This window comes from Klebsiella variicola (assembly GCF_000828055.2).
Lineage (GTDB): Bacteria > Pseudomonadota > Gammaproteobacteria > Enterobacterales > Enterobacteriaceae > Klebsiella > Klebsiella variicola.
The window spans coordinates 1,635,228-1,661,962 of sequence record NZ_CP010523.2; the positions used below are offsets into that span (position 1 = coordinate 1,635,228).

22 protein-coding genes and 1 pseudogene are annotated in these 26,735 nt (G+C 56.5%); 14 read left to right on the forward strand and 9 right to left on the reverse strand.

Features of this window, described 5'->3' with window-relative positions; translation table 11 throughout:
- Positions 1-161 precede the first annotated feature (161 nt).
- Both SP68_RS07795 and cirA read left to right on the forward strand, forming a co-directional pair.
- Positions 162-1,631: an amino acid permease gene (locus tag SP68_RS07795; RefSeq protein ID WP_008804022.1), complete on the forward strand. Its 1,470-nt coding sequence runs from the start codon at positions 162-164 to the stop codon at positions 1,629-1,631.
- Between the two features lie 299 nt (positions 1,632-1,930).
- Entirely contained in the window at positions 1,931-3,904 is a 1,974-nt protein-coding gene (gene cirA, locus SP68_RS07800; protein ID WP_016161549.1) for a catecholate siderophore receptor CirA, read from the forward strand.
- A gap of 70 nt (positions 3,905-3,974) precedes the next feature.
- On the opposite strand, the gene fghA is transcribed toward cirA, so the two are convergent.
- Entirely contained in the window at positions 3,975-4,808 is an 834-nt protein-coding gene (gene fghA / locus SP68_RS07805; protein WP_008804024.1) for an S-formylglutathione hydrolase, read from the reverse strand.
- Positions 4,809-5,168: 360 nt separating this feature from the next.
- Between fghA and folE the strand changes: the two genes are divergently transcribed.
- The 6 genes from folE to mglC all read left to right on the forward strand — a co-directional run bounded on the left by folE (position 5,169) and on the right by mglC (position 12,148).
- Entirely contained in the window at positions 5,169-5,837 is a 669-nt protein-coding gene (gene folE / locus SP68_RS07810; protein WP_008804025.1) for a GTP cyclohydrolase I FolE, read from the forward strand.
- A gap of 15 nt (positions 5,838-5,852) precedes the next feature.
- Positions 5,853-7,010, forward strand: a complete 1,158-nt coding sequence (gene yeiB / locus SP68_RS07815) for a DUF418 domain-containing protein YeiB (RefSeq protein WP_040968745.1) — start codon at positions 5,853-5,855, stop codon at positions 7,008-7,010.
- Positions 7,011-7,165: 155 nt separating this feature from the next.
- The gene (gene galS, locus SP68_RS07820) at positions 7,166-8,188 is read left to right on the forward strand and encodes an HTH-type transcriptional regulator GalS (protein WP_012541032.1); all 1,023 of its coding nucleotides are present in this window, start codon (positions 7,166-7,168) and stop codon (positions 8,186-8,188) included.
- A gap of 296 nt (positions 8,189-8,484) precedes the next feature.
- Positions 8,485-9,483: a galactose/glucose ABC transporter substrate-binding protein MglB gene (gene mglB / locus SP68_RS07825; RefSeq protein ID WP_008804028.1), complete on the forward strand. Its 999-nt coding sequence runs from the start codon at positions 8,485-8,487 to the stop codon at positions 9,481-9,483.
- 118 nt (positions 9,484-9,601) lie between these two features.
- A complete protein-coding gene (gene mglA, locus SP68_RS07830) occupies positions 9,602-11,122 on the forward strand; it encodes a galactose/methyl galactoside ABC transporter ATP-binding protein MglA (RefSeq protein WP_008804029.1) in 1,521 nt (506 codons plus the stop codon).
- 15 nt (positions 11,123-11,137) lie between these two features.
- Positions 11,138-12,148: a galactose/methyl galactoside ABC transporter permease MglC gene (gene mglC, locus SP68_RS07835; RefSeq protein ID WP_002912871.1), complete on the forward strand. Its 1,011-nt coding sequence runs from the start codon at positions 11,138-11,140 to the stop codon at positions 12,146-12,148.
- A 41-nt stretch (positions 12,149-12,189) separates the two neighbouring features.
- Here the strand turns inward: mglC and SP68_RS07840 are convergent, their stop codons facing one another.
- The 7 genes from SP68_RS07840 to SP68_RS07870 all read right to left on the reverse strand — a co-directional run bounded on the left by SP68_RS07840 (position 12,190) and on the right by SP68_RS07870 (position 16,978).
- Entirely contained in the window at positions 12,190-12,636 is a 447-nt protein-coding gene (locus SP68_RS07840; protein ID WP_040968744.1) for a helix-turn-helix transcriptional regulator, read from the reverse strand.
- On the reverse strand, positions 12,633-13,283 hold the full coding sequence (locus SP68_RS29190) for a HipA domain-containing protein (RefSeq protein ID WP_223169293.1): 651 nt from the start codon (positions 13,281-13,283) through the stop codon (positions 12,633-12,635). Before SP68_RS29190 ends, SP68_RS07840 begins: the two co-directional genes overlap by 4 nt.
- Positions 13,216-13,737 (reverse strand): hypothetical protein, encoded by a 522-nt coding sequence (locus tag SP68_RS29195; RefSeq protein ID WP_023340544.1) that lies wholly within the window; start codon positions 13,735-13,737, stop codon positions 13,216-13,218. The genes SP68_RS29190 and SP68_RS29195 overlap by 68 nt, the downstream gene beginning before the upstream one ends.
- Positions 13,738-13,851: 114 nt before the next feature.
- Entirely contained in the window at positions 13,852-14,583 is a 732-nt protein-coding gene (gene sanA / locus SP68_RS07855; protein ID WP_008804033.1) for an outer membrane permeability protein SanA, read from the reverse strand.
- 292 nt (positions 14,584-14,875) lie between these two features.
- Positions 14,876-15,760, reverse strand: a complete 885-nt coding sequence (gene cdd, locus SP68_RS07860) for a cytidine deaminase (RefSeq protein WP_012541034.1) — start codon at positions 15,758-15,760, stop codon at positions 14,876-14,878.
- Positions 15,761-15,888: 128 nt separating this feature from the next.
- A complete protein-coding gene (locus SP68_RS07865; RefSeq protein ID WP_008804035.1) occupies positions 15,889-16,584 on the reverse strand; it encodes a CidB/LrgB family autolysis modulator in 696 nt (231 codons plus the stop codon).
- Entirely contained in the window at positions 16,574-16,978 is a 405-nt protein-coding gene (locus tag SP68_RS07870) for a CidA/LrgA family protein (protein ID WP_004201620.1), read from the reverse strand. The genes SP68_RS07865 and SP68_RS07870 overlap by 11 nt, the downstream gene beginning before the upstream one ends.
- Before the next feature lie 358 nt (positions 16,979-17,336).
- On the opposite strand from SP68_RS07870, the gene dusC reads away from it, so the two are divergent.
- From dusC to SP68_RS07895, 5 genes and pseudogenes are all read left to right on the forward strand, one after another.
- Entirely contained in the window at positions 17,337-18,269 is a 933-nt protein-coding gene (dusC, locus tag SP68_RS07875) for a tRNA dihydrouridine(16) synthase DusC (protein ID WP_012541036.1), read from the forward strand.
- Positions 18,270-18,626: 357 nt separating this feature from the next.
- Positions 18,627-19,991, forward strand: coding sequence for a carbohydrate porin (locus SP68_RS07880; protein ID WP_012541037.1), 1,365 nt, complete (start codon positions 18,627-18,629; stop codon positions 19,989-19,991).
- Between the two features lie 155 nt (positions 19,992-20,146).
- The gene (bglG, locus tag SP68_RS07885) at positions 20,147-20,980 is read left to right on the forward strand and encodes a transcriptional antiterminator BglG (RefSeq protein WP_002912842.1); all 834 of its coding nucleotides are present in this window, start codon (positions 20,147-20,149) and stop codon (positions 20,978-20,980) included.
- Positions 20,981-21,010: 30 nt separating this feature from the next.
- A pseudogene (bglF, locus tag SP68_RS07890) lies at positions 21,011-22,985 on the forward strand (PTS beta-glucoside transporter subunit IIABC).
- 15 nt (positions 22,986-23,000) lie between these two features.
- Entirely contained in the window at positions 23,001-24,395 is a 1,395-nt protein-coding gene (locus tag SP68_RS07895; RefSeq protein WP_008804039.1) for a glycoside hydrolase family 1 protein, read from the forward strand.
- 33 nt (positions 24,396-24,428) lie between these two features.
- On the opposite strand, the gene SP68_RS07900 is transcribed toward SP68_RS07895, so the two are convergent.
- Positions 24,429-25,163 (reverse strand): class I SAM-dependent methyltransferase, encoded by a 735-nt coding sequence (locus SP68_RS07900; RefSeq protein WP_008804040.1) that lies wholly within the window; start codon positions 25,161-25,163, stop codon positions 24,429-24,431.
- 128 nt (positions 25,164-25,291) lie between these two features.
- On the opposite strand from SP68_RS07900, the gene mdtQ reads away from it, so the two are divergent.
- Positions 25,292-26,731 carry a multidrug resistance outer membrane protein MdtQ gene (mdtQ, locus tag SP68_RS07905; RefSeq protein ID WP_008804041.1) on the forward strand — a complete coding sequence of 480 codons (1,440 nt, stop codon included), beginning with the start codon at positions 25,292-25,294 and terminating at the stop codon, positions 26,729-26,731.
- Positions 26,732-26,735 lie beyond the last annotated feature (4 nt).

Here is a 26,735-nt window from a genome sequence, read left to right on the forward strand (position 1 = left end):
CTCATAACGGGGGGAATTCGCTGGCAATTCCGCAGGTTAGTGCTTTACTAATAATTTGCGGGCGATCATGAAGCTCTCTTATAACTTTGCATTTGTACCGGATGGAACCCCGATCGTCTGCTACAATCGCGCCTCATTTTTTGGATGGATAGCATTATCACATGGTTTCGGAAACTAAAACCACAGAAGCGCCCACGCTACGTCGTGAACTGAAGGCGCGCCACTTGACCATGATCGCCATTGGCGGTTCCATCGGTACGGGTCTTTTTGTTGCCTCTGGCGCAACCATTTCGCAAGCAGGTCCCGGCGGGGCGCTGCTGTCTTATATTCTGATCGGTTTGATGGTCTATTTCCTGATGACCAGCCTGGGCGAGCTGGCGGCGTTTATGCCGGTGTCCGGTTCCTTCGCCACCTACGGCCAGAATTATGTTGAAGAAGGCTTCGGCTTCGCGCTGGGCTGGAACTACTGGTACAACTGGGCGGTGACGATCGCCGTTGACCTCGTGGCTTCGCAACTGGTGATGAGCTACTGGTTCCCTGATACCCCGGGCTGGATCTGGAGCGCCTTGTTCCTTGGCATTATGTTCCTGCTGAACTGGATCTCGGTGCGCGGCTTTGGCGAGGCGGAATACTGGTTCTCGCTGATCAAAGTCGCCACCGTCATTATCTTTATTATTGTCGGCGTGATGATGATTGTCGGCATCTTCAAAGGGTCGCAGCCCACTGGCTGGAGCAACTGGGGGATCGCGGATGCGCCATTCGCCGGTGGTTTCTCGGCGATGATCGGCGTGGCGATGATTGTCGGCTTCTCCTTCCAGGGCACTGAGCTTATCGGCATCGCGGCCGGTGAGTCTGAGGATCCGGAGAAGAACATCCCGCGCGCGGTGCGCCAGGTCTTCTGGCGTATCCTGCTGTTCTACGTTTTCGCCATTCTGATTATCAGCCTGATCATTCCGTACACCGACCCGAGCCTGCTGCGCAACGACGTGAAGGATATCTCCGTCAGCCCGTTCACGCTGGTCTTCCAGCATGCTGGTCTGCTGTCGGCGGCGGCGATCATGAACGCGGTTATCCTGACTGCCGTTCTGTCGGCCGGTAACTCCGGGATGTACGCTTCCACGCGTATGCTGTACACCCTGGCCTGCGACGGCAAAGCGCCGCGTATTTTCTCGAAGCTGTCGCGTGGCGGCGTGCCGCGCAACGCGCTGTACGCGACCACTGTTATCGCGGCGCTGTGCTTCCTGACGTCCATGTTCGGCAACCAGACGGTGTACCTGTGGCTGCTGAACACCTCCGGGATGACCGGCTTTATCGCCTGGCTGGGTATTGCGATCAGCCACTATCGTTTCCGTCGCGGCTACGTCATGCAGGGTAACGATATTAATAATCTGCCGTATCGTTCCGGGTTCTTCCCGCTGGGGCCGATCTTCGCCTTCGTGCTGTGCCTTATCATCACCCTCGGACAGAACTACGAAGCGTTCCTCAAGGACACCATTGACTGGGGCGGCGTGGCGGCGACCTACATCGGTATTCCGCTGTTCCTCGTCATCTGGTTTGGTTACAAGCTGGCGAAAGGCACCCGCTTTGTTCGCTACAGCGAAATGACCTTCCCGGACCGCTTTAAGCGTTAATCTTCGCAATTGTGCGATAAAAGCCCTCTGAAAAGAGGGCTTTTTTTATGTCCGCACGGTTACAGCTTGACACAATTCTTCATAATTATATTGATAATCGTAATCATTATCTTTATCATTTTCGCCCATTACGGATGAAGCCACTCCCCGTCTCTGCCATTGGGTCAGACTGACATCGGGCGACCAGCCACATCGACGAGAAAACAGCGCGAGCATGTCGCCGACAGAGCGACAGGCCGCCAGCGCGTGTGAGCAGCACCTTTTTGTTTGTTTGGTTGTACACCTCATGGAGATTTGGAATGTTCAGGTTAAACCCTTTTATCCGGGCGGGATTGTCTGCGTCCGTCGTATCATTGGCGTTTCCGGCTCTCGCCGATGTAAATGAAGAAACGCTGGTGGTGACCGCCTCGGCCACTGAACAGAGCGTCAAAGACGCGCCGGCGAGCATCAGCGTCATCACCCAGCAGGATTTACAACGTAAGCCCGTCCAGAACCTGAAAGACGTACTGCGCGATGTCCCTGGGGTCCAGCTCACTAACGAAGGAGATAACCGCAAGGGCGTCAGCATTCGCGGTCTGAGCAGCAGCTATACCCTGATCCTCGTCGACGGGAAACGCGTCAACTCCCGCAACGCCGTCTTCCGCCACAATGACTTCGACCTGAACTGGATCCCGGTGGATGCCATCGAACGTATCGAGGTGGTGCGCGGCCCGATGTCCTCCCTTTACGGTTCCGATGCGCTCGGCGGCGTGGTCAACATTATTACCAAAAAAATCGGCCAGAAATGGACCGGGACGCTGAGCGCCGATACCACCATTCAGGAACACCGCGATCGCGGCGATACCTGGAACGGTCAGTTCTTCACCAGCGGTCCGCTGATCGACGGCGTGCTCGGGATGAAGGCCTACGGCAGCCTGGCAAAACGCGCCAAGGACGATCCGCAATCTTCCAGCAGCGCCACCGGCGAGACGCCGCGCATCGAGGGCTTCACCAGCCGCGATGGCAATGTTGAATTCGCCTGGACGCCGGGCGAAAACCATGATTTTACGGCGGGCTATGGCTTTGACCGTCAGGATCGTGATTCCGATTCCCTTGACCGCAACCGCCTTGAGCGTGAGAACTACTCCCTGAGCCATAATGGCCGCTGGGATATGGGTAACAGCGAGCTCAAGTTCTACGGCGAAAAGGTGGATAACAAAAATCCGGGGCAGAACGGGACCATCACCTCGGAAAGCAATGCCATCGACGGCAAGTATGTCCTGCCGCTGGACATGATTAACCAGCTGGTGACCTTCGGCGGCGAATGGCGCCACGATAAACTCAAAGATCCGGTCAACCTGAGCAGTGGCGGCCAGTCGACCTCCGCCAGTCAGTACGCCCTGTTTATCGAAGACGAATGGCGCATCATCGAGCCGCTGGCGCTGACCACCGGCATTCGTATGGACGACCATCAGACCTATGGCGATCACTGGAGCCCACGCGCCTATCTGGTGTATAACGCCACCGATACCGTCACCGTCAAAGGCGGCTGGGCGACGGCGTTTAAAGCCCCGTCGCTGCTGCAGCTTAACCCCGACTGGACCACCAACTCCTGCCGCGGGTCGTGCAGCATCATCGGTAACCCGGACCTGAAACCGGAAACCAGTGAAAGCTTCGAGCTCGGTCTCTACTACCGTGGGGAAGAGGGCTGGCTGCAGGATGTTGAAGGCAGCATCACCACCTTCCAGAATAATGTCGACGATATGATCGATGTTCTGCGCACCTCCAGCGCCAGCGAAGCGCCGGGCTACCCGAACTTTGTCGGCTGGAAAACCGTCAACGGCAAGCGCGTGCCGATCTTCCGCTATTTCAACGTCAACAAAGCCCGCATCAAAGGGGTGGAGACGGAGGTGAAGATCCCGTTTGGCGATGAGTGGAAGCTGACGATGAACTACACCTACAACGATGGCCGCGATCTGAGCAATGGCGGCGACAAACCGCTGCAGACGCTGCCGTTCCATACCGCCAACGGCACGCTTGACTGGAAACCGCTGGACGACTGGTCCTTCTACGTGACGGCCAACTATACCGGCCAGCAACGCGCGGTAAGCGCCACCGGCAAAACGCCGGGCGGCTACACCCTGTTTGACGTTGGCGCGGCATGGCAGGTGACCAAAAACGTGAAACTGCGCTCCGGGGTGCAGAACGTGGGTGATAAAGATCTGAGCCGGGACGACTACAGCTATACCGAAGAGGGCCGTCGCTACTTTATGGCGGTGGATTATCGCTTCTGATCGTCGGCACTAAAACGTGGCCTGCGGGCCTGAGCATGCGCCGCGAAGCTGCTTCGCGGCGCAGTGGCGTTTAGGCAAAGAGATGCTGCGCATGGAAGCGCAGATGGTCTTCAATAAACGAGGCAATGAAGTAATAGCTGTGGTCGTAGCCAGGCTGGATACGCAGCGTTAACGGCCAGGCCTTCTGGCGGGCGGTTTCCGCCAGTACGGCTGGCTGTAATTGCCCGGCGAGGAACGGATCGTTATCGCCCTGGTCGATCAGCGTCGGCACGGCGTCAGCCGGCTGGCTGGCCTGCATCAGCGCGCAGCTGTCCCACGACTGCCATGTCGATTCATCCGCGCCCAGATAGGCGGTAAACGCTTTCTTGCCCCACGGCACCTGGCCGGGATTGACGATCGGCGCGAAGGCGGAGACGCTGGCGTAGCGGCCCGGATTTTTGAGCGCCATTACCAGCGCGCCGTGACCGCCCATCGAATGGCCGCTGATGGCGCAGCGTTCGCCGACGCTAAACTCGCTACGGATCAGCGCGGGCAGTTCATCGCGCAGATAATCATACATCCGATAGTGCGCCGCCCACGGCGCCTCGGTGGCATTCAGGTAGAAGCCGGCGCCTTGCCCCAGATCGTATCCATCATCGTTGGCGACCTCATCACCGCGCGGGCTGGTATCCGGCATCACCAGCGCGATGCCCAGCTCAGCGGCAATGCGCTGGGCGCCCGCCTTGGTGGTAAAGTTTTCGTCGTTACAGGTTAGCCCGGACAGCCAGTACAGTACCGGCGGCGGCGTTTCGCGCTCAGGCGGTAAAAAAATGCTGAACGTCATGGCGCAGTTCAGGACAGGGGAGTGATGACGCCAGCGTTGTTGCCGACCGTCAAAACAGCGATGCTCTTCAAGCAGTTCCATGCAAGGCTCCTCGAAAGGGGTGTGCGCGTAAACGTTCATAATACAGATATTTCATTAGCCGGTGAGTAACTTTCACTTTCTCCTTTTGAGAACTTACTGCATCATTAATGCAACTTATAGCCAACATGCCGGTGTAGCGATGGCGCTTATGGATGCGTACAGCGGTTAGATCATTCCGGATTCGGCGATAAGGATTTGGCGCCGCGCCTGAGGCGCGGCTTCAGGCCCTAATAAAAGGCAGCGCCAATTTCAATAATTATCGTTACGGCTACTGGATTCTGTGCGCCACCTCACGCACAATGAATACAAACTTTGCCCCCAGAAAAAGCAAAGAGCGCCACACCTGCAGGAGAAACCCAAATGTCATCACTGAGTAAAGAAGCCGTCCTCGTTCATGAAGCGCTGGTCGCTCGTGGGCTGGAGACGCCGATGCGTGCGCCAGTACAAGAAATTGATAACGAAACACGCAAGCGTTTGATTACCGGTCATATGACCGAGATTATGCAACTGCTGAATCTGGATCTGAGTGATGACAGTCTGATGGAGACCCCGCATCGCATCGCCAAAATGTATGTCGATGAGATCTTCTCCGGGCTGGATTACTCCCGCTTCCCGAAAATCACCGTCATTGAAAACAAAATGAAGGTTGATGAAATGGTGACCGTGCGCGATATCACCCTGACCAGCACCTGCGAACACCATTTCGTCACCATCGATGGTAAAGCGACAGTAGCCTATATCCCGAAAGATGCGGTGATCGGCCTGTCGAAAATCAACCGCATCGTGCAGTTTTTCGCCCAGCGTCCGCAGGTCCAGGAGCGTCTGACCCAGCAGATCCTGATCGCGCTGCAGACGCTGCTCGGCACCAGCAACGTGGCGGTATCCATTGACGCGGTGCATTACTGCGTGAAGGCGCGCGGCATTCGCGATGCGACCAGCGCCACCACCACCACCTCTCTCGGCGGCCTGTTTAAATCCAGCCAGAATACCCGCCAGGAATTCCTGCGCGCAGTACGTCACCACAACTAAAACGGAGCAGGGTACATGGAGAGAAATGTCACGCTGGACTTTGTCCGCGGCGTCGCCATCCTCGGTATCCTGCTTCTCAATATCAGCGCCTTCGGCTTGCCGAAGGCCGCTTACCTCAATCCCGCCTGGTCAGGAAACGCGACCCTCAGCGATGCCTGGACGTGGGCACTCCTCGACCTGCTGGCGCAGGTGAAGTTTCTCACCCTGTTCGCGTTGCTGTTTGGCGCCGGTCTGCAGCTATTGCTCCCGCGAGGGAAGCGCTGGATCCAGTCGCGGCTGACGCTGCTGGCGCTGCTCGGTTTCATTCACGGTCTTTTTTTCTGGGATGGCGACATTCTGCTGGCCTACGCCCTGGTGGGGCTGGTGAGCTGGCGCATGGTGCGTGAGGCGCACCATGTCAAATCGCTGTTCAATACCGGGGTGGTGCTCTACCTCATCGGCATTGCGGTGCTGGTCCTGCTGGGAGTCATCTCCGGGACGGCGGCGAATCGCTCCTGGGTGCCGGATGCGGCGAACCTGCAGTATGAGCAGTACTGGAAGCTGCACGGCGGCATGGAGGCGGTCAGCAACCGGGCGGATATGCTATCGGACAATCTGCTGGCGCTGGGCGCCCAGTATGGCTGGCAGCTGGCGGGGATGATGCTGATGGGCGCGGCGCTAATGCGCAGCGGCTGGCTCAAAGGGCAGTTCAGCCTGCGTCACTACCGGCGCACGGGTGCCCTGCTGGTGGTGGCCGGCATGGCGGTAAATCTGCCGGCAATATTCGCCCAGTGGTATCTGGCCTGGGACTATCGCTGGTGCGCGTTTTTGCTGCAGGCGCCGCGCGAACTGAGCGCCCCCTTACAGGCGATCGGCTATGCCTCGCTGGCCTGGGGCTACTGGCCGCAGCTGTGCCGTTTCCGCCTGGTGGGCGCTATCGCCTGCGTCGGACGCATGGCGCTGACCAACTACCTGCTGCAGACCCTGATCTGCACCACCCTGTTTTATCATCTCGGGCTGTTTATGCGCTTCGATCGTCTGCAGCTGCTGGCCTTTGTTCCCCCCATCTGGGCTGTTAACCTCCTTGTCTCATCGCTGTGGCTGCGCCGCTTCCGCCAGGGGCCGGTGGAATGGCTGTGGCGTCAGTTAACCCTGCGTGCGTCAGGCACATCATTGAAAGACACATCCAGATAACGATCTCGATCACAATCATTAACAAAACGGATGTAAACGTTTCCAGCCGTGTGACCTCACTCACGTAGCGGACCGCGGGTCGCTGCCAGAATAGCCTCCTTGCTGAGCACAGGAGGTGAATGTGACGTGCTGTAATTCTCTTAAGGTCGCTGAGTATGATCACCATTCGTGATGTCGCCCGCCAGGCGGGTGTATCCGTGGCCACCGTGTCGCGGGTGCTGAACAACAGCGCGCTGGTGAGTCCGGATACGCGCGACGCCGTGATGAAAGCGGTGACCCAACTGGGCTACCGACCCAACGCCAACGCTCAGGCGCTGGCCACCCAGGTGAGCGATACCATCGGCGTGGTGGTGATGGACGTCTCCGACGCCTTCTTCGGCGCGCTGGTGAAAGCGGTGGATACCGTCGCCCAGCAGCATCAGAAGTATGTGCTGATCGGCAACAGCTATCACGAGGCGGAAAAAGAGCGCCACGCCATCGAGGTGCTGATCCGCCAGCGCTGCTCGGCGCTGATTGTCCATTCGAAAGCGCTCAGCGATGATGAACTGAGCGACTTTATGCAACATATCCCGGGAATGGTGCTGATCAACCGCATTGTGCCAGGCTTTGCCCATCGCTGCGTCGGGCTCGACAACGTCAGCGGCGCGCTGATGGCCACCCGCATGCTGCTCAATCAGGGTCACCAGCGCATCGGCTATCTCTCCTCAAACCACGGCATTGAAGATGACGATATGCGTCGGGAAGGGTGGAGCAAAGCGCTGCAGGAGCAGGGCATCATCGCCCCGGACAGCTGGGTCGGTTCTGGCTCCCCGGATATGCAGGGCGGCGAGGCGGCGATGGTCGAACTGCTGGGGCGCAATCTCGGTCTCACCGCGGTGTTTGCCTATAACGACAGCATGGCGGCCGGCGCGCTGACGACCCTGAAGGACAACGGCATTGTCGTGCCGCAGCATCTGTCGCTGATTGGCTTTGATGATATTCCTATTTCCCGTTACACCGATCCTCAACTCACTACCGTGCGCTATCCGGTAATGTCGATGGCAAAGCTGGCCACCGAGCTGGCGCTGCTGGGGGCGGCCGGCAAGCTGGATCGCGAGGCAACGCACTGCTTTATGCCGACGCTGGTGCGCCGTCATTCCGTTGCCCAGCGGCAAACTGTGGGGCCGATCACTAACTGAAGCGGTGATGGGATGTAACCGCTTTCAATTTGTGAGTAAATTCACAGTATATTAACATTCGCCTGATTATGATGGCAGCGTTTACCAGTCTGAACCACGAGGTGATGGGTTATCCTCACTTTTTTAAGTAGGAACAAGGCGTTAAACGAGTTTTAGAGTCGTATTTTTCTGGAGCGTTACCCGACACGGAAGACCGAATTTTCGTCGTGAAATGCGTTGTGCGGTAACACTAATGCAACAAACCCCGCCCGCACTTTTTCACAATAATGACCCTGCATAATAAAACCGGAGATTCCATGAATAAGAAGGTGTTTACCCTGTCTGCTGTAATGGCTGGTCTTTTATTTGGCGCCGCCGCACACGCAGCAGATACCCGTATCGGCGTGACGATTTATAAATATGACGACAACTTTATGTCGGTGGTGCGTAAGGCAATTGAAAAAGATGGCAAATCCGCGCCTGACGTCCAGCTGCTGATGAATGACTCGCAGAACGACCAGTCGAAACAAAACGATCAAATTGACGTGCTGTTGGCGAAAGGCGTGAAGGCGCTGGCGATTAACCTGGTTGACCCGGCGGCAGCGGGAACGGTGATTGAAAAAGCGCGCGGGCAGAATATTCCTGTGGTGTTCTTCAACAAAGAGCCTTCCCGCAAAGCGCTGGATAGTTATGACAAGGCTTATTACGTCGGTACCGATTCGAAAGAGTCGGGGATTATTCAGGGCGATCTGATCGCCAAGCACTGGAAAGCCAACCCGAACTGGGATCTGAATAAAGACGGCCAGATCCAGTTCGTCCTGCTGAAAGGCGAGCCGGGCCATCCGGATGCGGAAGCGCGTACCACCTACGTTATCAAAGAGCTGAATGATAAAGGTCTGAAGACCCAGCAGCTGCAACTGGATACCGCCATGTGGGATACCGCGCAGGCGAAAGACAAAATGGACGCCTGGCTCTCCGGCCCGAATGCGAACAAGATTGAAGTAGTGATCGCGAACAACGATGCCATGGCGATGGGCGCGGTTGAAGCGCTGAAAGCGCACAACAAGAGCAGCATTCCGGTGTTTGGCGTCGATGCCCTGCCAGAAGCGCTGGCGCTGGTGAAATCCGGTGCGATGGCCGGTACCGTGCTGAACGATGCCAACAACCAGGCGAAAGCGACCTTCGATCTGGCGAAAAACCTCGCGGAAGGTAAAGAAGCCGCGGCGGGCACCAACTGGAAAATTGACAACAAGATTGTTCGCGTACCGTACGTGGGCGTCGATAAAGACAACCTGAGCCAGTTTACCGGCAAGTAATCGTGATGTGAGTTGCGGGCGTGGTTTAACCACGCCCGATTATTCCTGATACAGAACCAGACTCCTGCTGGCGTTATTGCGCCGGACGGGGCGTGCATGAACGCAGCCAGGTATAACTATGGTCAGCAATAATAGCGAACGGTCAGGCGAATATTTGTTGGAAATGACCAACATCAACAAATCGTTTCCTGGCGTCAAGGCTCTTGATAATGTCAACCTGAAGGTTCGTCCGCACTCCATTCATGCGTTAATGGGTGAGAACGGCGCCGGCAAATCGACATTATTAAAATGCCTTTTTGGGATCTATCAAAAAGATTCCGGTAGCATTCTTTTTCAGGGAAAAGAGATCGATTTCCATTCGGCGAAAGAAGCCCTGGAAAACGGTATATCGATGGTGCATCAGGAATTAAACCTGGTTTTACAGCGTTCAGTCATGGATAACATGTGGCTCGGACGCTATCCCACCAAAGGCATGTTTGTCGATCAGGACAAAATGTACCGGGATACCAAGGCCATTTTTGATGAGCTGGATATTGATATCGACCCGCGCGCCCGCGTCGGTACCTTATCGGTATCCCAGATGCAGATGATTGAGATCGCTAAGGCGTTTTCCTATGACGCCAAAATCGTCATCATGGACGAGCCGACGTCATCGCTGACGGAAAAAGAGGTCAACCATCTGTTTAAGATCATCCGCAAGCTGAAAGATCGCGGCTGCGGTATCGTCTATATCTCGCATAAAATGGAAGAAATTTTCCAGCTGTGCGATGAAATAACCATCCTGCGCGACGGCCAGTGGATCGCCACCCAGCCGCTGGAAGGGCTGGATATGGACAAGATTATCGCCATGATGGTCGGGCGCTCGCTCAACCAGCGTTTTCCGGATCGCGAAAATACCCCGGGAGAAGTGATCCTCCAGGTGCGCAATCTCACCTCGCTGCGTCAACCCTCCATTCGCGATGTCTCCTTTGATCTGCATAAGGGCGAAATTCTCGGTATCGCCGGCCTGGTAGGCGCTAAACGCACCGACATCGTGGAGACCCTGTTCGGGATCCGTGAGAAGGCCAGCGGCACCATCACCCTGCACGGTAAGAAGATCAACAACCACAGCGCCAACGAGGCGATTAACCACGGTTTTGCACTGGTGACCGAGGAGCGGCGCTCCACCGGGATTTATGCCTATCTGGATATCGGTTTTAACTCGCTGATCTCCAATATTAAGAAATATAAAAACAGCATCGGCTTGCTGGATAACTCGCGAATGAAGAGCGACACCCAGTGGGTTATTGACTCGATGCGCGTTAAAACCCCCGGCCAGCATACGCAGATCGGTTCGCTTTCCGGTGGTAACCAGCAAAAGGTCATTATAGGCCGCTGGCTGCTGACCCAGCCGGAGATCCTGATGCTGGATGAGCCAACGCGCGGTATCGACGTCGGCGCCAAATTCGAGATCTACCAGCTGATTGCCGAGCTGGCTAAAAAAGACAAAGGGATCATTATTATTTCTTCCGAAATGCCGGAACTGCTGGGGATTACCGACCGCATTCTGGTGATGAGCAATGGCCTTGTCGCGGGCATTGTAGAGACTAAAACCACCACGCAAAACGAAATACTGCGTCTTGCGTCATTGCACCTTTAAGATCAGGGGCTTCACATGAGTGCGTTAAATAAAAAGAGTTTTCTCACTTACCTGAAAGAGGGTGGGATCTATGTCGTCCTTCTGGTCCTGTTGGCCATTATTATTTTCCAGGATCCGACATTTTTAAGTCTGCTCAACCTGAGTAATATTCTGACCCAGTCTTCGGTGCGTATTATTATTGCCCTGGGCGTGGCCGGACTTATCGTCACGCAGGGGACCGACCTCTCCGCCGGCCGTCAGGTGGGACTGGCGGCGGTGATTGCCGCCACCATGCTGCAGGCGGTGGATAATGCCAACAAGGTGTTCCCGGATATGGCGACCATGCCGATCCCGTTGGTGATCCTGCTGGTGTGCGCCATCGGGGCGGTCATCGGCCTGATTAACGGGATCGTCATCGCCTACCTGAACGTGACGCCGTTTATTACCACCCTCGGCACTATGATCATCGTGTACGGCATTAACTCGCTGTACTACGACTTCGTGGGCGCGTCGCCGATCTCCGGTTTTGACAGCCACTTCTCCCATTTTGCCCAGGGGTTTGTGGCGCTGGGCTCGTTCCGCCTGTCCTACATTACCTTCTACGCGCTGATTGCCGTCTTCTTTGTCTGGATCCTGTGGAACAAGACGCGCTTTGGTAAAAACATCTTCGCTATCGGCGGTAACCCGGAAGCGGCGAAAGTCTCCGGGGTTAACGTGGCGTTGAACCTGCTGATGATCTATGCCCTCTCCGGGGTGTTCTACGCCTTCGGCGGCCTGCTGGAAGCCGGGCGTATCGGCTCGGCGACCAATAACCTCGGCTTTATGTACGAACTGGACGCCATCGCCGCCTGTGTGGTGGGCGGCGTATCGTTCAGCGGCGGGGTAGGGACCGTATTCGGCGTGGTGACAGGGGTGATTATCTTCACCGTCATCAACTACGGCCTGACCTATATCGGCGTCAACCCTTACTGGCAGTACATTATTAAGGGGGCGATTATTATCTTCGCCGTGGCGCTGGACTCCCTGAAATACGCCCGTAAGAAATAAGATTGAACGCATCAAAAACCCGCGCCTGGCGCGGGTTTTTACTATTTAAATAGAGAAGAAATAAGTGTTTTAGAAATAGGGACGAGTCCTGTTTCAAGGCCAAACGGCTTATAGATTTTATTAATGATCTCGGCAGAATAATTGCCTTTATCATTTTCCACATCAGATAAGGTCTTACGAGAGACATCCACTAGCCGGGCATATTCATCCTGGCGTAAACCCAGAACTTCTACTCTCAGTTTTTTCAGGGCCTCTCCCTGGCTGATGGCGCCTAGCATGATGTCATAGATAATGGCGTGAATGACCGCCTGACGATCGACCGTTTTGACTTTTTTTAAACCAGCCGAGACGCGTTGTCTGCTTATCTCTGAACGAGCTTTTTTTTCCGTAGCCGTTACCCCGGTGGCGGGTAGGGATGGTGGGTTATCCGCCCGCAGCCTGGCTAAGGTATTTTGGATTTCTGTTTCTTTTTTATTCAGGGTCTTCATAACAGCCCCCAGCGAGCGAGTTTGTCAGGTATAAATTTAAAACCAATTGATGGCATTTCCAGAATCTGAACAGGAACGCCGCGTACTTTAAGACGGGATGGTAAATCAACGAGTTGAGATGCGGTTTCACTTAAAGCATTAAGCAATGTGTCAGGGGTGATCCATTCAGCCAAAGCTTGTGCGATGGCGCCAAAGTTATATTCGCCTCCTGATTCGCAGGCTAATGACCACTTCATCGTGCGCGGTATACCTTCCGGGTCGGCTTTCATTGGTGCAAAATCGTAGATTGGCGCAAGGATAATTTCATTATCTGCTTTCATAAATGCAGTATTACGTCCATGGTTATCACTATTGCCAAAAATAATGTTTAATAAGTCTCGACGTACCCAATCGATGATAAATCCTTGAACATCAAAGCGATAATTCTGTACTCTTACCATATTACTGGATGTGATCTTTTCGATTAGGATCCGCAACGTGGTTTCATGATCAAGTATCGTCGCTGGCGCTTTTTGTAACAGAGAATAGACTGACTCCATTCCCAATCTCATTATCCGGCCATCACCGTCTCTTCTGATATCAAATCGCGGCAACCAGAGAGAGGGATAATGTAGCCCCTCCTGCTGCGGCTCCTCGTTCCTGGTCATAGTCGAGAAAATCACTGGCACGATTCATGACATCAGTGACAGAGAACGTTTTACTGCTTGCCAGACTATCCCAGTCCGGCACCGAGTCTTTAATGCGTAAATTTCCCACTGGCGACATCGTGCCGAATTTGAGCAAGATGAAATTCTGCTGGCCCTGAGGAAGTTCACTGATATCTAAAAAGTTAACCCAGTAACGTCGGCTGGCGCCGCTTGGAATGATATCGTCTATAAATCTTAACCATCCAGGATTTCCGTGATCCTCAAAATAAAGCGAAACGGGATGGTTGAGCGACACGGCGTGATAGTCATCGCGTTCCAGAAAGTCGATGGCGTAATCGGTAAGATAGTCGATTTGTGTTGTAAACCAGTCCCCTTGCTCACTACCGGGGAATTTTATCAACGCAATGTCTTGCCACTCCGCATTGAGAAAGGCTTGTACCGTTAATGTTTCCATCTCGCCCTCCAAAAAGGATGATGAGTGAAATATTACGCATTAAAGAGCATTCATGCAATTAACGTTACTTATAATACGCATTGTTTTGGCATCGCATGATTAATGCATCTTATATCACTCATTGGCGGGTTTTGTGTTTTTCTGCAGTTCCAGCAGCTGCTCCGGAGTGACTGCCGGGTAGGACTGGGCGTCATCCGGTACGTCATGCTGTTGAGCCGGAATCGGGATGAGAGGGCCGAGAAAGCGCGGTTCCCGTTTGAAGATATAGAGGTCCGCCAGCGCGCCAAAGCGGGCGCCGAACTCGCGCAGCCGCACGCTCCACATATCCTTCGGCGACGGCACCGCGTAGCACTGGGCCTGGATCCCCATATGCAGGGCGATAAACAGCGCCCGTTCGCAGTGGAAGCGCTGGGTGATGATAATGAAGTCGTTGGTATCGAACACTTTGCGGGTGCGGACAATCGAGTCGAGCGTACGGAAGCCGGCATAGTCCAGCACGATATCGGCAGGATCGACGCCGCCTTTAATCAGGTCCCGACGCATGGTCATCGGTTCATTGTAGCTTTGCAGAGCATTATCGCCGCTCAGCAGCAGATAGTTGACCTTGCCGCTGTTGTAGGCGTTCAGCGCGCCCTGGATGCGGTAGCGGTAATACTGATTGATGACGCCGGTGCGGTAATATTTGGCGGTGCCCAGCACCACGCCGACCTGACGGTAGGGCAGGTCCTGCAGCTCATCATAGATATAGGGCGCGGTTTTCCAGCTCATCCAGCGGTCAAGGCCCAGCACGGTCAACAGCAGCAGGCCGAGCAGGACTAACAGGCTGTAGAACACACGCTTTAACATGAACTTGGCTCAATAATAGACAACGGAGTCTTCAGGCTACTTTACCCGCCGGGTAAGCGCAAGAAACCCGCGTTTGATTGCGGGGATTTTCAGCAATATAGACAGATCGCCGAACGCAGGTCGGGTAAGGCGTGAGCCGACACCCGGCATAGAGATCTTCAGCTCGCCATGGCGCGAACCGTAGGTCGGGTAAGCGTAGCGCCACCCGACAACATCTCGGTATATCAGGTCGACGGTATATCAGGTCGGCCGGATAAGGCGAAACCGTCATCCGGCAATCTGCTCAGGCTGATCAACCTAACAGGACGCGCTCGATATTCTGGCAGCCCAGCGCCTTCAGGGTTGCGACGGTGGCATCCCACTGGATCAGCGCCGCGTCGGCTTTCTCCGCGAGGATTGCCCGCTGGATAGCGGGATAATCATAGCCGTTGAGGCTCAGGAGATTCAGCGCCCCCTGCAGCGGCGGCAGCGTCGGATTGAACGCCGCGTTTTCCGCATAGCTGCCGCTGAAAATGGTGCCGTCTTTCAGCTCCAGCGCCACGCCGGAGGGCGAGTGGCTGTAGGGCGCATGGCAGCGGTTGGCGGCCTGAATGGCTGCCTGGGTCAGGGCATCGCCGCTCACCGGGAAGCCATGGTCCTGTGCATCCATCAGCAGGGTTTTGATCTCCAGATCTTTCGGACCAAAGGCGTCCGGCAGATAGTGCTCCAGGGCATGCGCTTCGCGGCCCGGCAGATGAATGCGCAGCGCCAGTCCGCTGTTCAGTTCGTTCATAAACTGACGGCAATGGCCGCACGGCGTGTAGTTCACCGTAATAGCGCGCAGGGAGGTCTCGCCGCGCAGCCAGGCGTGGCTGATGGCGCTCTGTTCGGCGTGAACGGTCTGCTGCATGGTCGCGCCGAGAAATTCCATATTGCCGCCAAAGTACCAGCGGCCGCTGACGCCGCGGGCGATCGCCCCGACGTTAAAATGAGAAAGGTCGGCGCGCGCGCAGGCGGCAGCAAGCGGCAGTAGCGCAAAGGCCAGCGCGTCTTCGTCCAGACCTGTCGCCTGCTGCAGCGTCGCCACCTGATCGGCTTCGAGCAGCGCCGGGAAGTGCGGGTCGGCGAGCATCGGGGCGATGGCCGCCTGCAGGTCTGCTGCCAGAGTCGTCAAAGCAGCTTGAAAACGTGAGTGCATAGCGTTGCCTCATAACAATGTAATGGGAAGCCAGTGTACGGGCGTCCAGCAGTCTCATATGTGATGAATATCTCATTGTTTATGCAACTTTGATTTGTTGCATTAAAAAATGTGATTTAAATCACAATTTATCCCACCACCGCGAGGATCAGCGGAAATAAGAACGGTGCCATCAACGAGGTGATGATCCCGCACAGCACCAGCGCCAGCGAGCTAAACGCCCCTTCCTGGTAGTCCAGTTCCGCACAGCGGGCAGTGCCGAGGGCGTGCGAGGCGGTACCCATTGACAGGCCGCGTGACGCTTTGGTGCGAATGCGCATCAGGTTAAGCAGCGTATGGCCGAATACCGCGCCGAGGATGCCGACAAAAATCACGCACACGGCGCTGATAGCCGGAATACCGCCGATGCTGCCGCTGACCGCCATGGCAATTGGCGTAGTGACTGACTTAGGCAGAATAGAGGCGGCGATTTGCGGCGTGGCGCCCATCAGCAGGGCGACGGTAGTACCGGTGATCATCGCCACGCAGCTGCCGATAAAGCAGATGGTGATGATTGATTTCCAGCGCGCGCGGATCTGGTGCAGTTGCTCATACAGTGGAAAGGCCAGCGCGACCACCGCCGGCTGCAGCAGATCGTTCAGGACTTTGCTGCCGGCAAAATAACGCTCATAGGAGATCCCGGTCAGCAGCAGAAACGGAATTATAACTACCATCGCCACCAGCAGCGGGTTGAGCAGCGGGAACTTAAAGCGGGCGGCCAGCCTGCGGGCGAGAAAAAAGACGATCAGGGTTAGCGGCAGCGACCACCAGATTTCATGCATCATTTTTCTTTTCCTTTTGCCCAATCACTTTACGTTCGCCATGCACCAGGTGAGAGCTCCAGCTCACCACCACAAACACCACCAGCGTGCTGATGGCGCAGGAGATGACGACTGGCCCCAGCTGGGCGCGCAGCAGATCCCAGTATTGCATCACGCCGACGCCGATGGGCACGAACAATAGCGCCATATAGCGGATCAGGATATTGCAGCCAGGATTGACCCACTGCGGCGGCATAATTTGCAGCGCCAGCAGCACGAAGAGGATCAGCATGCCGATGATGCTGCCGGGGATAGTGATGGGCAGCAGTCCGGCGATAAAAATTCCGGCGTATAAGCAGGCGTAAATCAGGACGAAGGCCCGCAGGTACTGCCAGATAATAGTCAGCGATTTACTCATGGTAATAACCCTTGATGAAGTGCATTCATCATACAATTAATCCCTAAAATGTGCTACCGATCACATCATGAATTCTACGCATAGCGCTGATAGCGTACGGGAACAATAGCCTCTCCCGGCAGGACCCGACAGCTCGCAGCTTAGGGTATATGGAGTCCCACGCTACCTTTTTGAACGAGGCGCGGCAAATAAAGGCGGCATGAGACGCCGCAGACTCCTGTAAAGCATAGAGATTATCTCCTCGCTTTGCCGCATTCGCCGAACGGGGAATGGCGTACGGCAGGCCGGACGCATTGAGCGCTTTCCACCAATGCCTGGAGGCGCTACCATAGCGCCTCTTTTTTTTCCGGATAACGATATGCGTGTTCTACTGGCGCCGATGGAAGGCGTGCTCGATTCGCTGGTGCGCGAGCTGCTGACCGAGGTTAACGATTACGATCTGTGCATCACCGAATTTCTGCGCGTGGTGGATCAACTGCTGCCGGTAAAATCGTTCTACAGGCTGTGCCCGGAACTGCATCATCAGAGCCGCACGCCGTCCGGCACCCGCGTGCGCGTCCAGCTGCTGGGACAATATCCCGAGTGGCTGGCGGAAAACGCCGCCCGCGCGGTGGAGCTGGGGTCGTGGGGGGTGGATTTAAACTGCGGCTGTCCGTCTAAGCTGGTGAACGGCAGCGGCGGCGGGGCGACGCTGCTGAAAGATCCGGAGCTGATCTATCGCGGTGCGAAAGCCATGCGCGAAGCGGTTCCCGATCATCTGCCGGTGACCGTCAAGGTGCGACTCGGCTGGGACAGCGGCGAACGGCGCTTCGAAATCGCCGATGCGGTGCAGCAGGCCGGGGCCAGCGAGCTGGTGGTTCACGGCCGCACCAAAGAAGATGGCTACAAAGCCGAACGCATTAACTGGCAGGCGATCGGTGAGATCCGCCAGCGTCTGACCATTCCGGTGGTGGCCAACGGCGAGATCTGGGACTGGCAAAGCGCCCAGGATTGTATGGCCGTCACCGGCTGCGATTCGGTGATGATTGGCCGCGGGGCGCTCAACGTACCGAACCTCAGCCGGGTGATCAAATACAACGAACCGCGCATGCCGTGGCCGCAGGTGGTTCAGCTGTTGCAAAAATATACCCGCCTGGAAAAGCAGGGCGACACCGGTCTGTATCATGTGGCGAGAATTAAGCAATGGTTAGGCTATTTACGCAAGGAATATAGTGAGGCGCTGACCCTGTTTAATGAAATTCGCGCCCTGCAAACGTCTGCTGAAATAGCGGCGGCCATCGCCCGCTATTAAACACCATACTGTTATTTGCTTCACATATTATTACTTGCCTGCCTATTGCTGGTAGGCATGAGTTGAATAAAGTGATAATGTGCGGTCAATCAATTCAGGATTGCTACTGAACCCAGGCAAAACCTAAGCACTTTCGTCATTCGTGGCGGAAAGTGCTTAGGTTTTTTTTTTTGCTAAAATTCAATGGTGAAAAAATGGTTATGTAAAACAATAGGTTGTAATTAACGTTTTCTCTGGCATCGTCGCGGTTTTATTACCGGCGGACGCCCTTTGCCATTCATTTTTTAAAAAAGAAAACAGGTAAATAAATAGCCTGGGGATCCCCTTTGTTTTTATTCAGTCACGGTGGATATCACAATGCATAACAAAAAAATAAATCAGCTTTTGATCGGCGCGGCGCTGGCGGCAATGGTGCCTGCCGTGAGCGCCGCGGAAACTCCGGCGTGGAACGGCAGCGTGCTGGGGTTCGAAGCCGGGCAGCAGGGGCTGCTGGGCGATATGCTGGGCATTCGTCCGATCCTCGAAGAGAACGGCTTTCATTATAATCTCGGGTATCTTAACGAGATGGCCTACAACGCCGGCGGCGGTTACGACCATGATAAACACCTGGCCTATATTGACCAGGTGGCGCTGACCTTTACCCAGGATCTGGAGCGCTGGACCGGCATACCGGATGCGCGTCTCGAAGGCAACATCGTCAACCGTAACCACGATGATAACCTCACCACGAAACGGCTGCAGGATCCGCGGGTGAGTTTCAACGATCTGTCGCAGGAGAGTTGGGGCGGCGGGTCGATCACCCGCCTCGGCTGGCTGACCTTTGCCCGCAGCTTTGACGACCGTCGCCTGACCTGGCGCATCGGCATGATGAACAAGGTGCAAACTTTCGACCAGATCATTCCCTGCGATTTTCAGCTACTGACCCAGTGCGGTGGGAAATCGGCCAACTCGCTGACCTGGAATAACTGGAACATCCACACCTGGGGCACCACCCTGGAGTACAAGCTGACGCCGACGGTCACCCTGAAAGGCGGGGTGATGGAGCAAAACCCGCAGGCTACCGCGCGCAGTCACGCCTGGAGCGGGTCGACGAAGGGCAGCAAAGGCATTTTACTGCCGATGGAGATCGAAACCCGTCCGCTGATGAATGGCCTGCCGGGAGCCTATAACCTGGGTGTGGTCTGGACCAACGCGCCGCAAACCGACCTCTACAGCGGCAAATCCGGCGGCGCCGGGGCGACCGATCCGCAAGGCTACGCCGAGCACGACAGCACCTGGTTTATGTACGCCGGCCTGAACCAGCAGATCACCCGCCACGCCGACGACCCGCTGCGGGGGATGAGCGTCTCGCTGAGCGGCAGCCTCAGCGACCAGCGCAGTAACTATATCCACTCCGCCGTCGCCGCCTCCATGCGCTACCGCGGGCTGTTTGACGCCCGCCCGGAGGACTGGATTGGCTTTGGTCTGACGTGGATCGACATGAGCAGCCACTACGCACGTAACCAGCGCTATATGAATCAACTCAGCGGCGCCACCGACTATAACGACCCGGCTTACCAGCCGGTGGCCGGTCATTCGCTGAACGGCGAGCTCTATTATCGCTTCCGCCCGGTCTCCTGGCTGGAGCTGCAGCCGGGCCTGCAGTACTGGCACCGTCCGGGCGGCGTCGCGCAGACCCAGGACGCATGGGTGGTGGAGTGGAAAACGGTGGTGACTTTCTGATAGTCGCGATCTTAATCACGTTTTTTCACTTGTCAGGTTGAGCGCGCAGCAGAAGTTGTTACAGTGCGGGTGTTGGATTGCAACTGCTGCGGCAGGCAAAACCTGATCACCTGGCGTTTCGTCGGGGGTCAGGTTTTTTTGTTTCTGGGGTCTATATGCAAATCGCCAAAGTACTCAATAACAATGTGGTGGTGGTTCTTGACGAGCACCGGCGCGAACAGGTGGTGATGGGGCGAGGGCTGGCCTTTCAGAAACGCCCGGGCGACGTGCTGGACGACAGTAAAATTGAAAAAGTCTTCGCCTTACAGAGCGATGAACTGGTAGGCCGCTTAGGTGAGTTACTCAGTCAGATACCGTTAGAAGTGATGACCACCTGCGATCGCATTATCGACCTGGCACGCGGGCGGCTGGGCAAGCTACAGGAAAGTTTGTACATCACATTAACGGATCACTGTCATTTTGCTATCGAGCGGCAGAAAAAGGGCATCGCACTGCGTAACGTGCTGCTGTGGGAGATTAAGCGGCTGTATCCGAAGGAGTTCGCGCTGGGTCAGGAGGCAAGGGCCATTATTGCCAAAAGGCTTGGTGTGGAGCTGGCGGAGGATGAAGCCGGATTTATCGCCCTGCATCTGGTGACGGCGCAGCTCAACAGCGAAATGCCGGAGGTCATGCACGTGACCCGGGTGATGCAGGAGATCCTGCAGCTGGTGAAGTATCAGCTGCAGCTTAACTATGACGAAGAGTCATTGAGCTATCAGCGCTTTGTCACTCATCTCAAGTTCTTCGCCCAGCGGATGCTGACGCGCACGGTGGTGGAAGATGACGACGTCTCGCTGCACAGCGCGGTGAAAGATAACTACGCTAAAGCGTGGAAATGTGCGGAAACGGTGGCGACGCATCTGCAAAAGCAGTATCAGCGGTCGCTGACCACCGAAGAGATTATGTTTCTTGCCATTCATATCGAACGGGTAAGAAAAGAGGGGCGTTAATTCCCCCCAACAAAACTGGATTGTTACTGCATGATGCAGGCAAAACCTGAGCGCGACGCCCACCGGCGTGGTTCTCGGGTTTTTTTATTTTTTACTACTCAGTCGCCGGTTGTCTGCGGGCAGCGGCAGTAAGGAAAAGAGCATGGAATATAAAGCACTCGCGCAGGATATTCTCAACCGCGTCGGCGGCAAAGAGAACATTGTGAGTCTGGTTCACTGTGCGACACGTCTGCGTTTTAAACTGAAAGATAACGGCAAAGCCGATGCTGAAGGGCTGAAGGCCAATCCGGGCGTCATTATGGTGGTGGAAAGCGGTGGCCAGTTTCAGGTGGTGATTGGCAACCACGTTCACGACGTCTGGCTGGCGGTGCGCCAGGAGGCGGGGTTAAGCGATGACAGCGAACCGGTTGCCGGGGAAAAAGCGGCCAAAGGATCGGTGTTAAGCCAGCTTATCGACATCATTTCCGGCATTTTTACACCGTTTATCGGCGTGATGGCGGCGACCGGTCTGCTGAAAGGCCTGCTGGCGCTGGCGGTGACCTGCGGCTGGCTTACGCCGGAGCAGGGGACTTATAAAATCTGGTTTGCCGCCAGCGACGCGCTGTTCTTTTTCTTCCCGCTGTTTCTTGGCTATACCGCCGGGAAGAAGTTTGGCGGCAACCCGTTTATCTCGATGGTGATTGGCGGGGCGTTAACCCACCCGCTGATGATTCAGGCCTTTGAGGCCAGCCAGGCGCCGGGCGCGGCGGTGGAGCACTTTCTCGGCATCCCGGTGACCTTTATCAACTACAGCTCGTCAGTGATCCCGATTATTCTCGCCTCGTGGGTCTGCTGCTGGCTGGAGCGCAAGAGCAACGCGCTGTTGCCGTCATCAATGAAAAACTTCTTCACCCCGGCGATCTGCCTGGCGGTGGTGGTCCCGCTCACCTTCCTGGTGATTGGCCCGGTCGCCACCTGGCTGAGCCATCTGCTGGCCAACGGCTACCAGTTCATTTATGCGTTTGCCCCATGGCTGGCGGGCGCGGTACTGGGCGCCATGTGGCAGGTGTGCGTTATTTTTGGCCTGCACTGGGGGCTGGTGCCGTTGATGATCAACAACATGACGGTACTTGGTCACGACTCCATGCTGCCGATTATTCTTCCGGCGGTGATTGCCCAGGTGGGGGCGGTTCTGGGGATTTTGCTGGCCACCCGCGATGCGCGTCAGCGGATGCTGGCCGGTTCCGCCTTCTCTGCCGGGCTGTTTGGCATCACCGAGCCGGCTATCTACGGACTGACCCTGCCGCTGCGTCGTCCGTTTATCTTCGGCTGTATCGCCGGCGCCATCGGCGGGGCGATCACTGCCTTCAGTAATAGCCATGCTTACTCGTTCGGTGTGCCGAATATCTTTTTCCCGGCGCAGATGATCCCGCCTGGCGGGATTGACGCCAGCGTCTGGGGCGGGCTTATCGGCACCGGCGTGGCTTTCGTGCTTGCCTGCGTGCTGACCTTCTTCGCCGGCATGCCGCGCGCCAGCGCTGCACCGGGCGCCGTGACGGTAGCCCCGGCCTCGGCAAACGATATTCTGGCGCCGATGAGCGGCAGCGTTATCGCCCTTGAGCAGGTGCCGGATAGCACCTTCGCCAGCGGCCTGCTCGGCAAAGGCGTAGCCATTATCCCGGCGGTGGGCCAAGTGATTGCGCCATTCCCGGGCGAAGTAGCTTCCCTGTTTCAGACTAAACATGCCATCGGCCTGCAGAGCGACAGCGGCATTGAGCTGTTGATCCACGTCGGCATCGACACGGTCAAACTCGACGGCGTGCCGTTTACCGCACATGTCAAAGAGGGCGACAGGGTGCAGGCCGGCGATCTGCTGATCGAGTTCGATCGTCAGGCGATTCTGGATGCCGGTTACGACCTGGCGACCCCGATCATTATCAGCAACAGCGACGACTACCGGGAAATTGATACGGTGGCGTCCAGCGCCGTCGAAGCCGGCCAGCCGCTGTTGTCAGTCAGCCATTAATCACAGGAGAGAGAGATGAAAACATTCCCGGCGGATTTTTTATGGGGCGGCGCGACCGCGGCGAATCAGGTGGAAGGGGCTTATCTGGAAGAGGGCAAAGGCTTATCCACCTCCGATGTGCAGCCGCACGGCGTGTTCGGCGAGGTGGTCGAGCGCGTACCCGGCGACAGCGGTATTAAGGATGTGGCGATCGATTTTTACCATCGCTACCCGGAAGATATCGCTCTGTTCGCCGAGATGGGCTTTAACTGCCTGCGGGTGTCCATCGCCTGGACCCGCATCTATCCCAACGGCGATGACGCCGAGCCCAACGAAGCCGGTCTCGCGTTCTACGACAAGCTGTTCGACGAGATGGCGAAGCACAACATCACCCCGCTGGTGACGCTGTCGCATTATGAAATGCCGTGGGCGCTGGTAAAAAACTACGGCGGCTGGGGCAGCCGGGAGGTGATTGGTTTCTTTGAGCGCTACGCCCGCACGGTGTTCAGCCGCTATAAAAATAAGGTCAAATTGTGGCTGACCTTTAACGAAATCAATATGTCGCTGCATGCTCCGATGACCGGCGTCGGCCTGCCGGCCGGCAGCAGCAAAGGCGAGGTGTATCAGGCGATTCACCACCAGCTGGTGGCCAGCGCTCTGGCGGTTAAAGCCTGTCACGAGCTGGTGCCCGAGGGCAAAATCGGCAATATGCTGCTCGGCGGGCTGATGTATCCCCTGAGCTGCAAACCGGAAGATGTGTTTGAGACGCTGCAGGAGAACCGCAGCTGGCAGTTCTTTGGCGACGTGCAGGCGCGCGGCGCGTACCCGGGCTATATGCTGCGCTTTTTCCGCGACAACGGTATCACACTCACCATTACCGATGCCGATCGTGAAGCGCTGAAAACCACCGTCGACTTTATCTCCTTTAGCTACTACATGACCGGCTGCGTCACCGCCGACGAGGCGCTGAACCAGCAGGCGCGCGGCAATATTCTCAGCATGGTGCCGAACCCGCACCTGGCGAGCTCGGAGTGGGGCTGGCAGATAGACCCGCTGGGCCTGCGTACGCTGCTGAACGTGCTGTGGGATCGCTATCAGAAGCCGCTGTTTATCGTGGAAAATGGTCTGGGCGCCAAGGATAAGGTGGAAGCCGATGGCAGCATTAACGATGACTACCGCATCAGTTACCTGAACGACCATCTGGTGCAGGCGCGGGAAGCCATTGACGATGGCGTTGAGCTGATGGGCTTTACCAGCTGGGGGCCGATTGACCTGGTGAGCGCCTCGAAGGCGGAGCTGTCGAAGCGCTATGGCTTTATCTATGTCGACCGTCATGATGACGGCACCGGCACCCTGGCGCGCAGTAAGAAGAAGAGTTTTGACTGGTATAAAGAGGTGATTGCCAGCCGCGGCGCCAGCCTGAAAGCGTAAAGCATGCCCGCCCGGCCATCGCCGGGCGGGGGATTAGCCCGGTTTACGCGCGCGCAGTAAAAAGATCATCGGACGTTCTTTCTCTTCATCCAGGGCGGGCTGTTGGACAATCTGTTCGGCGCTCGGACCCCACTCATCCAGCTGCTCCAGCACAAAACCCGCGGCGATAAGCGCGTTTATCCAGCTTGAGAGCTTGCGATGTTGCTTGATGACGCCCTCGGCAAACCAGTTGCTGACGCGCTCGCCCTCCTGCTGATAGTGACTGACCGGCCAGCTTTTCTGTCCCTGGTCATCCACCCGCCAGCCCTGCTGCAAGGGGGCGGTATAGATGGGATGTTCGGCGGAAAAGACCAGGGTGCCGCCGGGAACCAGCGCCTGCTGCAGGGTGGCGAAGAGCGGCGCAATGTCCGGTAAATAATGCAGCGCCAGCGAGCTGTAGACCAGATCGCAGCTGTTGGCGGGCAGCGTCAGGGTTTGCAGATCGGCGCAGCGGTAGACAATCTCATCCCCGCGGGTCATCTCCCGCGCCTGCGCCAGCATGCGCTGGGAGATATCAAAACCGGTTATCTGGCTGGCTCCCTGCTGCTGTGCCCAGCGGCAAAACCAGCCGTAGCCGCAGCCGAGATCCACCACCCGCAAACCGGTTATCGGCGGCAACATTGCCTGCAGGGAAGGCCACTCCGGTGCGCCATCCAGCCCCTTCACCGAGCGATCGAGGGTCGCATAGCCGGCAAAAAACTGCGGGTCGTCATAAATATTCTGACTCATATTCATCCCTTGAATTGATAAGGTTGTTTATTTTTAGCTAACTAATAATTTAGTCACACGCTTTACTAAACGCGTTTAATTCAATTAACTTATGATAACCAACCTGATTAAGTTATCTGACCTGTCTAATGAAATTGATATTAAATAAAAGCGTGCTGGCGGCATTGCCCCTGGCCATCGCGCTGGCTGGCTGCGCGCCATCTCATGAGGTTGCTAATCCGCCGCAGCAGCAAATTCCAGCCTCCCATGTTTCCATGGATCTCCCTGCCGCCGTGAAAAATGGCTGGCCGCAGACCGACTGGTGGAAAGACTACCACGATGCCCAACTGGATAATCTGATTCAGCGCGCACTCGCCAATGCGCCGGATATGCAAATTGCCGAACAGCGCATCAGGCTTGCCGAAGCGCAGGCGCGAATGTCGCAGGCGAATCTTGGCCCGGAGATGGATTTCTCCGCCGATGTTGAACGCCAGCGCATGTCGGCCGAAGGCCTGATGGGGCCGTTCGCCACCGACACCGACGGCAATACCGGCCCGTGGTACACCAACGGCACCTTCGGCCTGACCGCTGGCTGGGATCTGGACCTGTGGGGTAAAAACCGCGCGCTGGTGAAAGCGCGCATCGGCGAGCTGAAAGCCCAGGTGGCGGAGCAGGCCCAGACCCGCGAATTGCTTTCTGGCAGCGTGGCGCGCCTGTACTGGCAGTGGCAGACGGAAGCGGCGATTAAAGCAGTGCTGCAGCAGGTGAAGGGTGAGCAAAATAATATCGTGACGGTCGACAAGGCCCTGTTGCAGCGCGGGATCACCAACTCCGCCGAAGGGGCGGAGAACGATATTAACGTCAGCAAAACCGACCAGCAGCTGGCGGACGTGGCGGGCACGATGAAAGAGATTGAAGCGCGCCTGATGGCCCTGACCAACAGCCAGAGCCAGTCGCTGAACCTCAAACCGGTCAGCCTGCCGACGGTCAGCGCGCAGCTGCCTGATACCCTCGGCTATGAGCTGCTGGCGCGCCGCCCGGATCTGCAGGTTGCTCACTGGTACATTGAGGCATCGCTGAGCGAAGTGGACGCGGCGAAAGCGGCGTTTTATCCCGACATCAATCTGATGGCGTTCCTGCAGCAGGATGCCCTGCACTTAAGCGATCTTTTCCGTCACTCGGCGCAGCAGATGGGCGTCACCGCCGGACTGACGCTGCCGATCTTTGACAGCGGCCGCCTCAATGCCAATCTGGATATCGCCAGCGCGCAGAACAGCCTGTCGATAGCGCAGTACAACAAAGCGGTGGTGGATGCCGTCAACCAGGTGGCGAAAACCGCCAGCCAGGTCGAGACGCTGATGGCCAAAAGCCAGCAGCAGCAGCAGGTTGAAAAAGACGCCCAGCGGGTGGTGAACCTGGCGCAGGCCCGAATGGCGGCGGGGATCTTACCCGGCTCCAGAGTCAGTATGGCGAAGCTCCCGGCGCTGCAGGAGCGCATTACCGCATTGCGCCTGCACGGCCAGTGGATTGACGCCAGCATTCAGCTGACTTCTGCTCTCGGCGGCGGCTATCACCAGAGCGTGAAATAACCGG

What these genes read in the sequence shown, in the direction of transcription:
- SP68_RS07795 (WP_008804022.1), top strand. Translation starts at nt 162, where the DNA reads ATGGTTTCGGAAACTAAAACCACAGAAGCGCCCACGCTACGTCGTGAA.
- SP68_RS07880 (WP_012541037.1), top strand. Translation starts at nt 18,627, where the DNA reads ATGCATAACAAAAAAATAAATCAGCTTTTGATCGGCGCGGCGCTGGCG.
- galS (WP_012541032.1), top strand. Translation starts at nt 7,166, where the DNA reads ATGATCACCATTCGTGATGTCGCCCGCCAGGCGGGTGTATCCGTGGCC.
- sanA (WP_008804033.1), bottom strand. Translation starts at nt 14,583, where the DNA reads ATGTTAAAGCGTGTGTTCTACAGCCTGTTAGTCCTGCTCGGCCTGCTG.
- fghA (WP_008804024.1), bottom strand. Translation starts at nt 4,808, where the DNA reads ATGGAACTGCTTGAAGAGCATCGCTGTTTTGACGGTCGGCAACAACGC.
- SP68_RS07865 (WP_008804035.1), bottom strand. Translation starts at nt 16,584, where the DNA reads ATGATGCATGAAATCTGGTGGTCGCTGCCGCTAACCCTGATCGTCTTT.
- SP68_RS29190 (WP_223169293.1), bottom strand. Translation starts at nt 13,283, where the DNA reads ATGACCAGGAACGAGGAGCCGCAGCAGGAGGGGCTACATTATCCCTCT.
- mglC (WP_002912871.1), top strand. Translation starts at nt 11,138, where the DNA reads ATGAGTGCGTTAAATAAAAAGAGTTTTCTCACTTACCTGAAAGAGGGT.
- mglA (WP_008804029.1), top strand. Translation starts at nt 9,602, where the DNA reads ATGGTCAGCAATAATAGCGAACGGTCAGGCGAATATTTGTTGGAAATG.
- mdtQ (WP_008804041.1), top strand. Translation starts at nt 25,292, where the DNA reads ATGAAATTGATATTAAATAAAAGCGTGCTGGCGGCATTGCCCCTGGCC.
- SP68_RS07900 (WP_008804040.1), bottom strand. Translation starts at nt 25,163, where the DNA reads ATGAGTCAGAATATTTATGACGACCCGCAGTTTTTTGCCGGCTATGCG.
- SP68_RS07870 (WP_004201620.1), bottom strand. Translation starts at nt 16,978, where the DNA reads ATGAGTAAATCGCTGACTATTATCTGGCAGTACCTGCGGGCCTTCGTC.
- dusC (WP_012541036.1), top strand. Translation starts at nt 17,337, where the DNA reads ATGCGTGTTCTACTGGCGCCGATGGAAGGCGTGCTCGATTCGCTGGTG.
- SP68_RS07840 (WP_040968744.1), bottom strand. Translation starts at nt 12,636, where the DNA reads ATGAAGACCCTGAATAAAAAAGAAACAGAAATCCAAAATACCTTAGCC.
- SP68_RS29195 (WP_023340544.1), bottom strand. Translation starts at nt 13,737, where the DNA reads ATGGAAACATTAACGGTACAAGCCTTTCTCAATGCGGAGTGGCAAGAC.
- mglB (WP_008804028.1), top strand. Translation starts at nt 8,485, where the DNA reads ATGAATAAGAAGGTGTTTACCCTGTCTGCTGTAATGGCTGGTCTTTTA.
- yeiB (WP_040968745.1), top strand. Translation starts at nt 5,853, where the DNA reads ATGGAGAGAAATGTCACGCTGGACTTTGTCCGCGGCGTCGCCATCCTC.
- SP68_RS07895 (WP_008804039.1), top strand. Translation starts at nt 23,001, where the DNA reads ATGAAAACATTCCCGGCGGATTTTTTATGGGGCGGCGCGACCGCGGCG.
- cirA (WP_016161549.1), top strand. Translation starts at nt 1,931, where the DNA reads ATGTTCAGGTTAAACCCTTTTATCCGGGCGGGATTGTCTGCGTCCGTC.
- bglG (WP_002912842.1), top strand. Translation starts at nt 20,147, where the DNA reads ATGCAAATCGCCAAAGTACTCAATAACAATGTGGTGGTGGTTCTTGAC.
- folE (WP_008804025.1), top strand. Translation starts at nt 5,169, where the DNA reads ATGTCATCACTGAGTAAAGAAGCCGTCCTCGTTCATGAAGCGCTGGTC.
- cdd (WP_012541034.1), bottom strand. Translation starts at nt 15,760, where the DNA reads ATGCACTCACGTTTTCAAGCTGCTTTGACGACTCTGGCAGCAGACCTG.